Below are 15372 nucleotides of genomic sequence, written 5' to 3' on the forward strand. Positions count from 1 at the left end.
ATGGTATTACAAAGAAATGAAATAAATGAAAAAGATACATGGGATCTATCAACGATTTACCCAACTGACCAGGCTTGGGAAGAAGCCTTAAAAGATTTAACAGAACAATTGGAGAAAGTAGTCCAGTATGAAGGTCATCTCTTGGATAGTGCGGATAGCCTACTAGAAATTACTGAATTTTCTCTTGAAATGGAACGCCAGATGGAGAAGCTTTACGTTTATGCTCATATGAAAAATGACCAGGATACACGTGAAGCCAAGTACCAAGAGTACTATGCTAAGGCAATGACTCTCTATAGCCAGCTAGACCAAGCTTTTTCATTCTATGAACCTGAATTTATGGATATTAGCGAAAAGCAGTATGCTGACTTTTTAGAAGCTCAACCAAAATTGCGGGTTTATCAACACTATTTTGACAAGCTTTTACAAGGCAAGGAACACGTTCTTTCACAACGTGAAGAAGAATTATTGGCTGGAGCTGGGGAAATCTTTGGTTCGGCAAGTGAAACCTTTGCGATTTTAGATAATGCAGATATCGTCTTTCCATTTGTTAAAGATGAAGATGGTAACGAAGTACAATTATCACATGGCGTTTATATGCACTTGATGGAGTCTAAAAATCGTGGGGTTCGCCGTGGTGCCTATCAAGCCCTCTATGCGACTTACGAACAATTCCAACATACTTATGCCAAAACCTTGCAAACCAATGTTAAGGTGCAAAACTACCGAGCAAAAGTTCGCAACTACAAGAGTGCTCGTCATGCAGCCCTAGCGGCCAATTTTGTTCCAGAGAGCGTTTATGACAATTTGGTAGCAGCAGTTCGCAAGCATTTACCCCTCTTGCATCGTTACCTTGAGCTTCGTTCAAAGATTTTGGGGATTTCAGACCTCAAGATGTACGATGTCTACACACCGCTTTCATCTGTTGAATATAGCTTTACCTACCAAGAAGCTTTGAAAAAGGCAGAAGATGCCTTGGCAGTCTTGGGTGAGGATTACTTGAGCCGTGTTAAACGTGCCTTCAGCGAGCGTTGGATTGATGTTTACGAAAATCAAGGCAAGCGTTCAGGTGCCTACTCTGGCGGTTCTTACGATACCAATGCCTTTATGCTCCTTAACTGGCAGGACAATCTAGACAATCTCTTTACCCTTGTCCATGAGACTGGTCACAGTATGCATTCAAGCTATACTCGTGAAACGCAGCCTTATGTTTACGGAGATTATTCTATCTTCTTGGCTGAGATTGCATCAACTACCAATGAAAATATCTTGACGGAGAAATTATTGGAAGAAGTGGAAGACGACGCAACGCGCTTTGCTATTCTCAATAACTTCCTAGACGGTTTCCGTGGAACAGTTTTCCGCCAAACTCAATTTGCTGAGTTTGAACACGCCATTCACCAAGCGGATCAAAATGGTGAAGTCTTGACAAGCGATTTCTTAAATAAACTCTATGCAGACTTGAACCAAGAGTATTATGGATTGAGTAAGGAAGACAATCCTGAAATCCAATACGAGTGGGCTCGTATTCCACACTTCTACTATAACTACTATGTATATCAATATTCAACAGGCTTTGCAGCAGCTTCAGCTCTGGCTGAAAAGATTGTCCATGGTAGTCAAGAAGACCGTGACCGCTATATCGATTACCTCAAGGCAGGTAAATCTGACTATCCACTTAATGTCATGAGAAAAGCTGGTGTTGATATGGAGAAGGAAGACTATCTCAACGATGCCTTTGCAGTCTTTGAACGCCGTTTGAATGAGTTTGAAGCCCTTGTTGAAAAATTGGGATTGGCATAAGATGGTTGAATCGTATAGTAAAAATGCCAACCATAACATGCGTCGCCCTGTCGTCAAGGAAGAAATTGTGGACTTGATGCGTCAGCGCCAAAAGCAAGTCACAGGATCTTTGAAAGAATTGGAAGACTTTGCCCGCAAGGAAAATATTCCCATTATTCCCCATGAAACGGTTGCTTATTTCCGTTTTCTCATGGAAACCATACAACCTAAAAACATTCTGGAAATTGGGACGGCTATCGGTTTTTCAGCCCTCTTGATGGCGGAACATGCGCCAAAGGCCAAGATTACAACCATTGACCGCAATCCAGAGATGATTGGATTTGCCAAGGAAAATTTTGCCCAGTTTGACAGTCGTAAGCAAATCACACTCCTAGAAGGAGATGCGGTAGATGTCTTATCTACCCTGACAGAATCCTATGATTTCGTCTTTATGGATTCAGCCAAGTCTAAATATATCGTCTTTCTGCCAGAAATACTCAAACACTTGGACGTTGGAGGTGTGGTTGTCTTGGATGATATTTTTCAAGGTGGTGATGTTGCCAAGGACATTATGGAAGTTCGTCGTGGCCAGCGAACCATTTATCGAGGACTTCAAAGACTATTTGATGCAACCTTAGACAATCCAGGACTCACCGCAACATTAGTACCTCTGGGGGACGGCATTCTCATGCTTCGTAAAAATATTGCAGATGTTCAATTGTCTGTTGGCGAATGATTTTCAGAATAATTTAAGAAAATATAGTAAAATAGATAGGGTAACACTTATCTCAAAGGAGTAGACATGAAGAAAAAATTATTGGCAGGAGCCATTACACTATTATCAGTAGCAACTTTAGCAGCTTGTTCGAAAGGTTCAGAAGGGGCAGACCTTATCAGCATGAAAGGGGATGTCATCACAGAACATCAATTTTATGAGCAAGTGAAAAGCAACCCTTCAGCCCAACAAGTGTTGTTGAACTTGACCATCCAAAAAGTATTTGAGAAACAATACGGTTCAGAAGTAGATGACAAAGAAGTCAACGATACTATTGCCGAAGAAGAAAAACAATATGGCGAAAACTACCAACGTGTCTTGTCACAAGCAGGAATGACGATTGAAACACGTAAAGCTCAAATTCGTACAAGTAAATTAGTTGAGTTGGCAGTTAAGAAGGCAGCAGAAGCTGAACTGACAGATGATGCCTATAAGAAAGCATTTGACGAGTACACTCCAGATGTAACGGCTCAAATCATCCGTCTTGATAATGAAGATAAGGCCAAAGAAGTTCTCGAAAAAGCCAAAGCTAGTGATGCAGACTTTGCTCAATTAGCTAAAGATAACTCAACTGATGAGAAAACTAAAGCGAATGGTGGAGAAATCACCTTTGATTCTGCTTCAACAGAAGTACCAGAACAAGTTAAGAAAGCGGCATTTGCTCTAGATGTAAATGGCATTTCTGATGTGATCACAGCAACTGGTACACAAGCCTACAGTAGCCAATATTACATTGTAAAACTCATTAAGAAAACAGAAAAATCATCTAATATTGATGACTACAAAGAAAAATTAAAAACTGTTATCTTGACTCAAAAACAAAATGATTCAACATTTGTTCAAAGCATTATCGGAAAAGAACTGCAAGCAGCCAATATCAAGGTTAAAGACCAAGCATTCCAAAATATCTTTACCCAATATATCGGTGGTGGAGATTCAAGCTCAAGCAGTTCTTCAAAAGAATAAAACAGAAAAGAGCCAAGTGCTCTTTTTCTTATGACAAAAATGGTCTATCTGATGGATAAGAGTTTTTTTCTTTCGGAAAAAATGGTATAATAGCAATCAAAACTAGAAAACAAACGGAATTTGGGAAGCAATTGTGTTGTTCTCATTAGATTGGTGATACTATGAAGATTAGTAAAAGGCACCTATTAAATTATTCTATTCTAGTTCCTTACTTACTTTTATCTATTTTGGGCTTGATTGTGGTTTATTCGACAACCAGTGCTATTTTGATTCAAGAAGGCCAAAGTGCACTGCAGTTGGTCCGAAGTCAGGGAATATTTTGGATATTTAGTTTGATACTGATTGCCTTGATATATAAGTTGAGACTGAATTTTTTAAGAAACGAACGTCTTTTATTTATCGTTATGTTCGTTGAGCTGATTCTTTTAGTTTTGGCTCGTTTGATTGGTATTCCTGTCAATGGAGCCTATGGCTGGATTTCTGTAGGACCTTTGACCATTCAGCCAGCCGAATACTTGAAAATTATTATTATTTGGTATTTAGCAAATAAATTTTCCAAACAACAAGAGGATATAGCTATTTATGATTTTCAAGTTTTGACACAAAATCAGTGGCTTCCTCGTGCTTTTAATGACTGGCGCTTTGTCCTCTTTGTACTGATTGGGAGCCTTGCTATTTTCCCAGATTTGGGGAATGCTTCTATCTTAGCTTTGGTTGCCTTGATTATGTATACAATTAGTGGTATCGCTTATAGATGGTTTATTGCATTTTTGGGAATTTTAGTGGGAGTTTCAGCCCTATCCTTATCACTGATTTCTTTTATAGGGGTTGATAAGTTTTCAAAAGTTCCAGTATTTGGTTATGTTGCCAAGCGTTTCAGTGCCTATTTTAATCCCTTTGCCGATTTGGCAGGAGCAGGCCACCAACTCGCAAATTCCTACTTTGCCATGGTAAATGGTGGTTGGTTTGGTCTAGGTTTAGGAAATTCAATTGAAAAGCGTGGCTATTTACCAGAGGCCCATACAGATTTTGTATTTTCAATTGTCATCGAAGAATTTGGATTTGTAGGGGCCGGCTTGATTTTAGCACTTGTCTTTTTCCTGATTTTGCGAATTATCCTAGTCGGAATTCGTGCTAAGAATCCCTTTAATTCCATGATGGCGATTGGGGTTGGGGGGATGATGTTGATCCAGGTGTTTGTCAATATCGGTGGAATTTCTGGTATTATTCCTTCGACAGGAGTAACCTTTCCTTTCTTATCGCAAGGAGGGAATAGTCTTCTGGTCTTGTCTGTAGCCATCGCCTTTGTCTTAAATATTGATGCAAGTGAAAAGCGTGCTCAATTGTATGAGGAGTTAGAAGCTCACTCCTCAAACTATATGTAGAGCTGATAGTGGAAAGGATTACCTATGTCTCTTCAAAAATTAGAAAACTATAGTAATAAAGCTGTCGTGCAAGAAGAAGTACTGATTTTAACAGAATTGTTAGAAGATATCACTAAAAACATGCTTGCCCCAGAGACTTTTGAAAAAATCATGCAGTTGAAAGAATTGTCAACTCAAGAAGATTATCAAGGCTTGAACCAATTGGTTACTAGTCTGTCAAATGATGAAATGGCTTATATTTCACGCTATTTCTCAATTTTGCCTCTCTTGATTAATATTTCAGAAGACGTGGATTTGGCTTATGAAATCAACCACCAAAATAATATTGATCAAGATTATCTTGGAAAATTATCAGCAACAATCAAAATGGTTGCTGAAAAAGAAAATGCGGTTGAAATTCTTGAACACTTGAATGTTGTTCCTGTTTTGACAGCCCATCCAACACAAGTGCAACGTAAGAGTATGTTGGATTTGACCAACCATATCCATACCCTCTTGCGTAAGTATCGTGATGTGAAATTAGGCTTGATTAATAAGGAAAAATGGCATAATGATCTCCGTCGTTACATTGAGATTATCATGCAGACAGACATGATTCGTGAAAAGAAATTGAAAGTCACCAATGAAATCACGAATGTTATGGAATACTACAATAGTTCATTCCTGAAGGCAGTTCCTCATTTGACTGCTGAGTACAAGCGTCTGGCTAAAAAACACGGCTTGGAGTTGAAACATCCTAAACCAATTACCATGGGTATGTGGATTGGTGGAGACCGTGATGGTAATCCTTTTGTTACAGCAGATACCCTGAAACAATCTGCTATGACTCAGTGTGAAGTCATCATGAATTACTATGATGAAAAGATTTACCAACTTTATCGTGAATTCTCTCTCTCAACCAGTATTGTCAATGTGAGCAAGCAAGTTAGAGAAATGGCTCGTCAATCCAAGGACAACTCTATTTACCGTGAAAAAGAGCTGTATCGTCGTGCCTTGTTTGATATTCAATCAAAAATCCAAGCAACAAAAACCTATCTGATTGAAGATAAGGAAGTTGGAGCTCGCTATGAAACAGCTAATGATTTTTATAAGGATTTAATTACTATTCGTGATTCCCTCTTGGAAAATAAGGGTGAAGCACTGATTTCTGGTGATTTTGTTGAGCTGATTCAGGCAGTTGAAATTTTTGGTTTCTATTTGGCATCTATTGACATGCGCCAGGACTCTAGTGTTCATGAGGCCTGCGTAGCTGAACTTTTGAAATCAGCAGGAATTCATTCGCGTTATAGCGAACTCAGTGAAGAAGAAAAATGCCAGCTTCTTTTGAAAGAATTAGAAGAAGATCCACGTATTCTTTCTGCCACTCACGTTGAAAAATCAGAGTTACTTGAAAAAGAATTAGCCATATTTAAAGCTGCTCGTAAGTTGAAAGATAAGTTGGGAGATGATGTCATTCGTCAGACTATCATTTCACATGCAACCAGCGTATCAGACATGTTGGAATTGGCTATCTTGCTAAAAGAAGTAGGGTTAGTTGATAAAGAAAGAGCCCGCGTCCAAATCGTTCCTCTCTTTGAAACAATCGAGGACTTGGACCACTCAGAAGAAACCATGAGAGAATACCTTTCTCTTCCTCTTGCTAAGAAATGGATTGCTTCACGTAATAACTATCAAGAAATCATGCTTGGTTACTCTGATAGTAATAAAGATGGTGGTTATCTTTCATCATGTTGGACTCTCTACAAGGCTCAACAACAATTGACTGCTATTGGAGATGAATTTGGTGTTAAGGTTACCTTCTTCCATGGCCGTGGTGGTACTGTCGGTCGTGGTGGTGGACCAACCTATGAAGCCATCACCTCTCAACCGCTCAAGTCTATTAAGGATCGTATCCGCTTGACGGAGCAGGGTGAAGTAATTGGGAATAAATACGGTAACAAAGACGCTGCTTACTATAACCTTGAAATGCTGGTTTCAGCAGCCATTAACCGTATGATTACGCAGAAGAAGAGTGATACCAACACCTCAAATCGATATGAAGCCATTATGGACCAAGTAGTGGACCGTAGTTATGATATCTACCGTGATTTAGTCTTTGGTAATGACCATTTCTATGATTATTTCTTTGAGTCAAGTCCAATTAAGGCTATTTCAAGCTTTAATATTGGTTCTCGCCCAGCCGCTCGTAAGACTATTACTGAAATCGGTGGTTTGCGAGCTATTCCTTGGGTGTTCTCATGGTCGCAAAGTCGTGTTATGTTCCCTGGCTGGTATGGTGTCGGATCAAGTTTCAAAGAATTTATCGATAAGAATCCAGAAAATATCGCTATTCTACGAGATATGTATCAAAATTGGCCTTTCTTCCAGTCGCTTCTTTCAAATGTCGACATGGTATTGTCAAAATCAAATATGAACATTGCTTTTGAATATGCCAAACTGTGTGAAGATGATCAAGTAAAAGCAATCTATGAGACAATTTTAAATGAATGGCAAGTTACCAAGGAAGTTATCTTGGCTATCGAAGGATATGATGAACTTTTAGCTGAAAATCCATATCTAAAAGCAAGTTTGGATTACCGTATGCCTTACTTTAATATCCTTAACTATATCCAGTTGGAGTTGATTAAACGTCAACGTCGAGGAGAATTATCAAGCGATCAAGAAAAATTAATCCATACAACCATCAACGGAATTGCAACAGGATTGCGTAATTCAGGCTGATACCTAAAGCTTCCTCTTTTCTATAGGGGAAGTTTTTGATTATTTCAAAAAAATGCTAAAAGAGTCTTGACAAGTAGTTGAAAAATGATATAATTTAACCATTCAGAAAAGTAATCATTCAAACTTTTTAGAGAGTCTGTGGTAGCTGAAAACAGATAAGTGATGATGATGAAAATTGGGCTGAATGTTATGTAGAATTTGAAATCATAAAAATTCGGTGAGCACACCTTACAGTGCATCTCGTTATTGCGAGACAGAGCGATAGGGAAATTCCCTATAATTGAGGTGGTACCGCGCATCGACGTCCTCACACAAGTTTTTTGTGTGAGGACTTTTTTTGATGGAGGTTAGTATGGAAAGAAAACGATGGCGTCGCCTGTTTATACTCAATGAAAATCAAAAAGCAAACTAGGAAGCTAGCCGCAAGCTGCTCAAAACACTGTTTTGAGGTTGTGGATAGAACTGACAGAGTCAGTATCATATACCTACGGTAAGGCGACGCTGACGTGGTTTGAAGAGATTTTCGAAGAGTATTAGATAAGTGAAGTATTTTAAAGGAATAAAAAAGGAGAAATAGAATGAAAAATAAACGTTTAATTGGAATTATCGCTGCATTAGCAGTCTTAGTAGCAGGAAGCTTGATTTACTCTTCAATGAATAAACCAGAAGCTAAGAATGAGAAGAAAGTTGCCAAAGTTGGTGTCCTTCAGTTTGTGAGCCATCCATCTCTTGACTTGATTTATAAAGGGATTCAAGATGGACTTGCAGAAGAAGGTTATAAAGATGACCAGTTGAAGATTGACTTTATGAACTCAGAAGGTGACCAAAGTAAGGTTGCGACAATGAGTAAACAATTGGTTGCAAATGGGAATGACCTTGTGGTTGGTATTGCAACGCCAGCTGCTCAAGGTTTGGCAAGCGCCACAAAAGACCTACCTGTTATCATGGCTGCTATTACAGACCCAATCGGTGCTAACTTGGTCAAAGATTTGAAAAAACCAGGTGGCAACATTACAGGGGTATCTGACCACAATCCAGCTCAACAACAAGTTGAACTCATCAAAGCTTTGACACCAAATGTGAAAACAATCGGAGCTCTTTACTCAAGTAGCGAAGACAATTCAAAAACTCAAGTCGAAGAATTTAAGGCTTATGCTGAAAAAGCAGGTTTGACAGTGGAAACATTTGCAGTTCCTTCAACAAATGAAATTGCTTCAACAGTTAATGTTATGACTAGCAAGGTCGATGCTATCTGGGTTCCAATTGATAACACCATTGCATCAGCTTTTTCAACAGTTGTATCAAGCAACCAATCAGCTAAAAAACCAATTTATCCAAGCGCGACTGCAATGGTAGAAGCTGGTGGTTTGGCATCAGTTGTAGTTGACCAACATGATCTCGGTGTGGCAACAGGTAAAATGATTGCACAAGTTTTGAAAGGTGCAAAACCAGCTGATACTCCAGTCAATGTCTTTTCAACTGGTAAGTCAGTGATTAATAAAAAATTGGCACAAGAGCTAGGTATTACTATTCCTGAATCTGTTCTAAAAGAAGCAGGACAAGTGATTGAATAATCTACAATGGAGGAGTTGGGGACATCTCCTCCAATTTTTTACAATAGAAATCGTATAGAAAAGGTTAAGAAACAGATGATATTATCTATTATTTCTCAAGGATTTGTCTGGGCTATTTTAGGTCTGGGAATCTTTATGACATTTAGGATTTTAAACTTTCCAGATATGACGACAGAAGGTTCCTTCCCTCTTGGGGGAGCTGTTGCTGTTACTTTGATAACGAAAGGCGTGAATCCTTTTTTAGCGACACTTGTTGCTGTTGGAGCCGGTTGTTTGGCTGGTATGGCAGCAGGACTTCTTTATACAAAAGGGAAGATCCCAACCTTGCTCTCAGGGATTTTGGTGATGACTTCTTGTCACTCAATCATGCTCTTGATTATGGGACGTGCAAATTTAGGATTGCTTGGAACCAAGCAAATCCAGGATGTTTTACCTTTTGATTCAGATTTGAACCAACTCTTGACAGGTCTCATCTTTGTCAGTCTTGTTATTGTTCTCATGCTCTTTTTCTTGGACACTAAACTCGGACAAGCCTATATTGCTACAGGTGACAATCCTGATATGGCTAGAAGTTTCGGGATTCATACTGGACGCATGGAGCTCATGGGATTGGTCTTATCAAATGGTGTAATTGCCCTTGCAGGTGCCCTCATTGCTCAGCAAGAAGGGTATGCTGATGTGTCTCGAGGAATCGGGGTTATCGTTGTAGGTCTTGCAAGTTTGATTATTGGAGAAGTTATTTTCAAGAGTTTGAGCTTGGCAGAGCGTTTGGTTGCCATTGTTGTAGGTTCTATCGCTTATCAATTCTTAGTGTGGGCAGTTATTGCGCTTGGCTTTAATACAAGTTACCTTCGTTTGTACAGCGCCGTGATTTTAGCAGTCTGCCTCATGATTCCAACATTTAAGCAAACAATCTTGAAAGGAGCCAAATTAAGCAAATGACAGCAATTGTAGAATTAAAAAATGCAACCAAAGTCGTTAAAAATGGCTTTGATGAAGAAAAGATTATTTTAAATGATGTTTCCTTAGAAATTTTTGAACAGGACTTTATTACGATTTTAGGTGGAAATGGTGCTGGGAAATCAACCCTCTTTAACACTATAGCAGGAACCTTATCACTAACTAGTGGAACTATTCGTATCTTGGGTGAGGATGTTACTAAGTTTTCACCAGAGAAGCGCGCTAAGTATCTGTCTCGTGTCTTCCAAGATCCAAAGATGGGGACAGCTCCTCGTATGACAGTGGCAGAGAATCTATTGATTGCCAAGTTTCGTGGTGAAAAGCGTGGATTGTTACCACGACGCTTGACTAGTTATAAGAATGAATTTCAGGCGACCATTGAAAAAGTAGGAAATGGTCTTGAGAAACATTTGAATACACCGATTGAGTTCTTATCAGGTGGGCAAAGACAGGCCTTGAGTCTCTTGATGGCAACCTTGAAGCGGCCTGAATTACTCTTGTTAGACGAGCATACTGCGGCCCTTGATCCAAAGACCAGTGTGGCCTTGATGGAATTGACAGACGAATTTGTCAAGAAAGACCAGTTGACAGCTCTTATGATTACCCACCATATGGAAGATGCTCTCAAATATGGCAATCGCTTGATTGTCATGAAAGAAGGACGAATTATCCAAGATTTGAACCAAGAAGAAAAAGCAAAAATGAAAATCTCTGATTATTATCAGCTCTTTGAATAAAGTAGGGAAAATGAGTGAAATGGTTTACTTTTTTTCTGAAATAAAGTATACTATATAAAGTAAACTATGATAACATGGAGGTATTGTGTATGGTTGACAAACAAGTCATTGAAGAAATCAAAAACAATGCCAACATTGTGGAAGTCATAGGAGATGTGATTTCTTTACAAAAGGCAGGACGGAACTATCTAGGGCTCTGTCCTTTTCATGGTGAAAAAACACCTTCTTTTAACGTTGTAGAGGACAAGCAGTTTTACCACTGTTTTGGTTGTGGTCGCTCGGGTGATGTCTTTAAGTTCATCGAGGAGTACCAAGGGGTTCCCTTTATGGAGGCTGTCCAAATCTTAGGTCAGCGTGTTGGGATAGAGGTGGAAAAACCGCTTTATAGTGAGCAGAAGCCAGCCTCGCCTCACCAAGCTCTTTATGATATGCACGAAGATGCGGCTAAATTTTATCATGCTATTCTCATGACAACGACCATGGGGGAAGAGGCTAGAAACTACCTTTATCAGCGTGGTTTGACAGATGAAGTGCTCAAGCATTTTCGGATTGGTTTAGCACCTCCAGAACGAAACTATCTCTATCAACGTTTGTCTGGTCAGTATCGTGATGAGGATTTTCTAGATTCAGGGCTATTTTACCTATCAGATGCCAATCAATTTGTAGACACCTTTCACAATCGCATTATGTTTCCCCTGACAAATGACCAAGGAAAGGTCATTGCCTTCTCAGGTCGTATCTGGCAGAAAACGGATTCACAAACTTCTAAGTATAAAAATAGCCGATCGACTGCAATTTTTAACAAAAGTTACGAATTATATCATATGGATAGGGCAAAAAAATCTTCTGGTAAAACCAGTGAGATTTACCTGATGGAAGGGTTCATGGATGTCATTGCAGCCTATCGGGCTGGAATCGAAAATGCTGTAGCGTCTATGGGAACGGCCTTAAGTCGTGAGCATGTTGAGCATCTGAAAAGGTTAACCAAGAAGTTGGTTCTTGTTTACGATGGCGATAAGGCTGGGCAAGCCGCGACTTTGAAAGCGCTGGACGAAATTGGTGATATGCCTGTGCAAATCGTCAGCATGCCTGATAACTTGGATCCAGATGAGTATCTACAAAAAAATGGACCAGAAGACTTGGCCTATCTATTAACGAAAACTCGTATTAGTCCGATTGAGTTCTACATTCACCAGTATAAGCCTGAAAATAGTGAAAATTTGCAGGCTCAGATTGAGTTTATTGAAAAAATAGCTCCCTTGATTGTTCAAGAAAAGTCCATTACTGCTCAAAACAGCTATATTCATATTTTAGCTGACAGTCTGGCGTCCTTTGATTATGCCCAGATTGAGCAGATTGTTAATGAAAGCCGTCAGGCACAAAGGCAGAATCGCATGGAAGTAATTTCCAGACCGACGCAAATCACTATGCCTGTCACCAAGCAGTTATCGGCTATTATGAGGGCAGAAGCTCATTTACTTTATCGAATGATGGAATCTCCCCTTATTTTGAATGATTACCGTTTGCGAGAAGACTTTGTATTTGACACACCTGAATTTCAGGTCTTATATGACTTGCTTGGTCAGTATGGCAATCTTCCTCCAGAAGTTTTAGCAGAACAGACAGAGGAAGTTGAAAGAGCTTGGTACCAAGTCTTAGCTCAGGATTTGCCTGCTGAGATGTCACCGCAGGAACTTAGTGAAGTAGAAATGACTCGAAACAAGGCTCTCTTGAATCAGGACAATATGAGAATCAAAAAGAAGGTGCAGGAAGCTAGCCATGTAGGAGATACCGACACAGCCCTAGAAGAATTGGAACGTTTAATTTCCCAAAAGAGAAGAATGGAGTAATAATGGCAACAAAACAAAAAGAAGTAACAACATTTGACGTACAAGTAGCAGAATTTATCCGCAATCATAAGCAAAAAGGGACAGCAACAGACGATGAAATCAATGCTAGTCTTGTCGTTCCTTTTACCTTGGACGCTGATGGGATTGAAGATCTCTTGCAACGAATTCAGGATGCAGGGATTTCAATCACAGATAACGAAGGAAATCCAAGTGCGCGTGTTCTTAGTGCAGAAGAAGAACCAGAACTTAGCGATGAGGATTTGATTGGTTCAACTTCGGCTAAGGTCAATGACCCTGTCCGTATGTACTTGAAAGAAATCGGGGTCGTACCTCTTTTGACCAATGAAGAGGAAAAAGAATTGGCACTTGCTGTTGAAGCTGGCGATATCGAAGCCAAACAACGTCTTGCGGAAGCCAACCTTCGTTTGGTTGTTTCTATTGCCAAACGCTATGTCGGCCGCGGTATGCAGTTCCTTGACTTGATTCAAGAAGGAAATATGGGCTTGATGAAGGCTGTTGACAAGTTTGATTATTCTAAAGGGTTCAAGTTTTCAACTTACGCAACTTGGTGGATTCGTCAGGCAATCACTCGTGCTATTGCGGATCAAGCTCGTACCATTCGTATCCCAGTTCACATGGTTGAAACAATCAATAAATTGGTTCGTGAACAGCGTAATCTCCTTCAAGAATTGGGACAAGATCCAACACCAGAACAAATCGCTGAACGTATGGATATGACACCTGATAAGGTTCGTGAAATCTTGAAGATTGCTCAAGAACCGGTATCCCTTGAAACTCCAATCGGTGAAGAGGATGATAGTCACCTTGGGGACTTTATCGAAGATGAAGTGATTGAAAATCCAGTGGATTATACAACTCGTATCGTCTTGCGTGAGCAGTTGGATGAGGTCTTGGATACTCTTACAGACCGTGAAGAAAATGTTTTGCGTCTACGTTTTGGGTTAGATGATGGGAAAATGCGCACTCTTGAAGATGTGGGGAAAGTCTTTAACGTAACTCGTGAGCGTATCCGTCAGATTGAAGCAAAGGCTTTGAGAAAACTACGCCAACCAAGTCGTAGCAAACCGCTTCGTGATTTTATTGAAGACTAAGAGTGAGGATGAATATGGCTTATACAGAAGAGCAAATTGAAAACATCAAAACACGAATTTTATCAGCCTTGGAAGAAGTTATTGACCCTGAGTTGGGAATCGATATTGTCAATCTTGGTTTGATTTATGAGATTCGTTTTGATGGCGACACAGGGCAAACAGAGATTGATATGACGTTGACAACTATGGGTTGTCCCTTGGCAGACCTTTTGACGGATCAGATTTATGATGCTATGACAGAGGTGCCAGAAGTAACGGATACTGAGGTTAAATTAGTCTGGTATCCAGCCTGGACAGTTGAAAAAATGAGTCGCTATGCACGCATTGCCCTAGGCATTAAGTAAACATATAAAAGCATGTGAGAGACCCTTGGAAAAGTGAGGAAATTTCCCCCTCTTTTCCTCTAGTCTCTCCTTTCTTTTGCTGATTTTATTCAAAGAAAATGATATAATAGTAGTTATGGAAAAAAAGAAATTACGCATCAATATGTTGAGTTCAAGTGAGAAAGTAGCAGGACAAGGAGTTTCAGGTGCTTACCGTGAATTAGTTCGTCTTCTTCAACGTGATGCCAAGGACCAATTGATTGTTACAGAAAATCTTCCAATAGAGGCAGATGTGACTCACTTTCATACCATTGATTTCCCCTATTATTTATCAACATTCCAAAAGAAACGCTCAGGAAGGAAAGTTGGCTATGTGCATTTCTTACCTGATACACTTGAGGGGAGTTTGAAAATTCCATTTTTCTTAAAGGGAATTGTGAAACGCTATGTATTTTCTTTTTACAACCGGATGGAGCACTTGGTGGTGGTCAATCCTATGTTTATCGAGGATTTGGTCGCAGCTGGTATTCCACGTGAAAAAGTGACTTATATTCCTAACTTTGTAAACAAGGAAAAATGGCTACCTCTTCCACAGGAAGAGGTAGCGAGACTGCGTATAGAGCTAGGTCTTAGTGACAATCAGTTTATCGTAGTAGGTGCTGGTCAAGTTCAGAAGCGCAAAGGGATTGACGATTTTATCCGTCTGGCTGAGGAATTGCCGCAAATTACCTTTATCTGGGCAGGTGGTTTCTCTTTTGGTGGTATGACAGATGGTTATGAACGTTACAAGAAAATCATGGAGAATCCCCCTAAAAATTTGATTTTTCCAGGTATTGTGTCACCAGAGCGGATGCGCGAATTGTATGCCCTAGCGGACCTTTTCTTGTTGCCTAGTTACAATGAGCTCTTTCCGATGACGATTTTAGAGGCTGCCAGTTGTGAAGCTCCTATTATGTTGCGTGATTTAGATCTTTATAAGGTGATTTTAGAGGGGAATTATCGGGCGACAGCAGACAGAGAAGAGATGAAAGAAGCTATTCTGGAATATCAAGCGAATCCTGCTGCTTTAAAAGATTTGAAAGAAAAAGCTAAGAATATTTCTAGAGAGTATTCAGAAGAGCATCTGTTACAAATCTGGTTGGACTTTTATGAGAAACAAGCTGCTTTAGGGAGAAAGTAAAAAGTGA

Annotated in this window: 12 protein-coding genes and 1 other annotated feature; all 12 genes read left to right on the forward strand. The window is 39.7% G+C overall.

The features are described from left to right. Positions 1-1803 (forward strand): oligoendopeptidase F, encoded by a 1803-nt coding sequence (pepF, locus tag CYK16_RS03130; protein ID WP_060805671.1) that lies wholly within the window; start codon positions 1-3, stop codon positions 1801-1803. A 1-nt stretch (position 1804) separates the two neighbouring features. Beyond that, on the forward strand, positions 1805-2518 hold the full coding sequence (locus CYK16_RS03135) for an O-methyltransferase (RefSeq protein WP_081094042.1): 714 nt from the start codon (positions 1805-1807) through the stop codon (positions 2516-2518). A 66-nt stretch (positions 2519-2584) separates the two neighbouring features. Then, the gene (gene prsA, locus CYK16_RS03140) at positions 2585-3523 is read left to right on the forward strand and encodes a peptidylprolyl isomerase PrsA (protein WP_060805672.1); all 939 of its coding nucleotides are present in this window, start codon (positions 2585-2587) and stop codon (positions 3521-3523) included. A 161-nt stretch (positions 3524-3684) separates the two neighbouring features. After that, the gene (gene ftsW / locus CYK16_RS03145) at positions 3685-4908 is read left to right on the forward strand and encodes a cell division peptidoglycan polymerase FtsW (protein WP_060805673.1); all 1224 of its coding nucleotides are present in this window, start codon (positions 3685-3687) and stop codon (positions 4906-4908) included. 24 nt (positions 4909-4932) lie between these two features. After that, positions 4933-7629: a phosphoenolpyruvate carboxylase gene (ppc, locus tag CYK16_RS03150; protein WP_060805674.1), complete on the forward strand. Its 2697-nt coding sequence runs from the start codon at positions 4933-4935 to the stop codon at positions 7627-7629. Positions 7630-7723: 94 nt separating this feature from the next. After that, positions 7724-7941, forward strand: a binding site (T-box leader). 266 nt (positions 7942-8207) lie between these two features. Then, positions 8208-9203, forward strand: coding sequence for a tryptophan ABC transporter substrate-binding protein (gene trpX / locus CYK16_RS03160; protein ID WP_004259575.1), 996 nt, complete (start codon positions 8208-8210; stop codon positions 9201-9203). A gap of 75 nt (positions 9204-9278) precedes the next feature. Continuing rightward, complete coding sequence (locus tag CYK16_RS03165; RefSeq protein ID WP_004259579.1) at positions 9279-10145, forward strand: ABC transporter permease; 867 nt, start codon at positions 9279-9281, stop codon at positions 10143-10145. Continuing rightward, a complete protein-coding gene (locus CYK16_RS03170) occupies positions 10142-10900 on the forward strand; it encodes an ABC transporter ATP-binding protein (RefSeq protein WP_060805675.1) in 759 nt (252 codons plus the stop codon). Before CYK16_RS03165 ends, CYK16_RS03170 begins: the two co-directional genes overlap by 4 nt. Before the next feature lie 89 nt (positions 10901-10989). Then, positions 10990-12750, forward strand: a complete 1761-nt coding sequence (gene dnaG / locus CYK16_RS03175; RefSeq protein WP_060805676.1) for a DNA primase — start codon at positions 10990-10992, stop codon at positions 12748-12750. A gap of 2 nt (positions 12751-12752) precedes the next feature. Further along, a complete protein-coding gene (rpoD, locus tag CYK16_RS03180; protein ID WP_000201905.1) occupies positions 12753-13862 on the forward strand; it encodes an RNA polymerase sigma factor RpoD in 1110 nt (369 codons plus the stop codon). A 14-nt stretch (positions 13863-13876) separates the two neighbouring features. Continuing rightward, complete coding sequence (locus CYK16_RS03185) at positions 13877-14206, forward strand: metal-sulfur cluster assembly factor (protein ID WP_000331925.1); 330 nt, start codon at positions 13877-13879, stop codon at positions 14204-14206. 115 nt (positions 14207-14321) lie between these two features. Then, a complete protein-coding gene (gene cpoA / locus CYK16_RS03190; RefSeq protein WP_060805677.1) occupies positions 14322-15365 on the forward strand; it encodes an alpha-galactosylglucosyldiacylglycerol synthase in 1044 nt (347 codons plus the stop codon). Positions 15366-15372: the final 7 nt, after the last annotated feature.

It is taken from the genome of Streptococcus oralis subsp. dentisani, from assembly GCF_002860905.1.
Taxonomy (GTDB): domain Bacteria; phylum Bacillota; class Bacilli; order Lactobacillales; family Streptococcaceae; genus Streptococcus; species Streptococcus oralis_BA.

Bases quoted from the DNA above. Each gene is read 5' to 3' on its own strand.
- pepF (WP_060805671.1), top strand. From the start codon at position 1: ATGGTATTACAAAGAAATGAAATAAATGAAAAAGATACATGGGATCTA.
- CYK16_RS03135 (WP_081094042.1), top strand. From the start codon at position 1,805: ATGGTTGAATCGTATAGTAAAAATGCCAACCATAACATGCGTCGCCCT.
- prsA (WP_060805672.1), top strand. From the start codon at position 2,585: ATGAAGAAAAAATTATTGGCAGGAGCCATTACACTATTATCAGTAGCA.
- ftsW (WP_060805673.1), top strand. From the start codon at position 3,685: ATGAAGATTAGTAAAAGGCACCTATTAAATTATTCTATTCTAGTTCCT.
- ppc (WP_060805674.1), top strand. From the start codon at position 4,933: ATGTCTCTTCAAAAATTAGAAAACTATAGTAATAAAGCTGTCGTGCAA.
- trpX (WP_004259575.1), top strand. From the start codon at position 8,208: ATGAAAAATAAACGTTTAATTGGAATTATCGCTGCATTAGCAGTCTTA.
- CYK16_RS03165 (WP_004259579.1), top strand. From the start codon at position 9,279: ATGATATTATCTATTATTTCTCAAGGATTTGTCTGGGCTATTTTAGGT.
- CYK16_RS03170 (WP_060805675.1), top strand. From the start codon at position 10,142: ATGACAGCAATTGTAGAATTAAAAAATGCAACCAAAGTCGTTAAAAAT.
- dnaG (WP_060805676.1), top strand. From the start codon at position 10,990: ATGGTTGACAAACAAGTCATTGAAGAAATCAAAAACAATGCCAACATT.
- rpoD (WP_000201905.1), top strand. From the start codon at position 12,753: ATGGCAACAAAACAAAAAGAAGTAACAACATTTGACGTACAAGTAGCA.
- CYK16_RS03185 (WP_000331925.1), top strand. From the start codon at position 13,877: ATGGCTTATACAGAAGAGCAAATTGAAAACATCAAAACACGAATTTTA.
- cpoA (WP_060805677.1), top strand. From the start codon at position 14,322: ATGGAAAAAAAGAAATTACGCATCAATATGTTGAGTTCAAGTGAGAAA.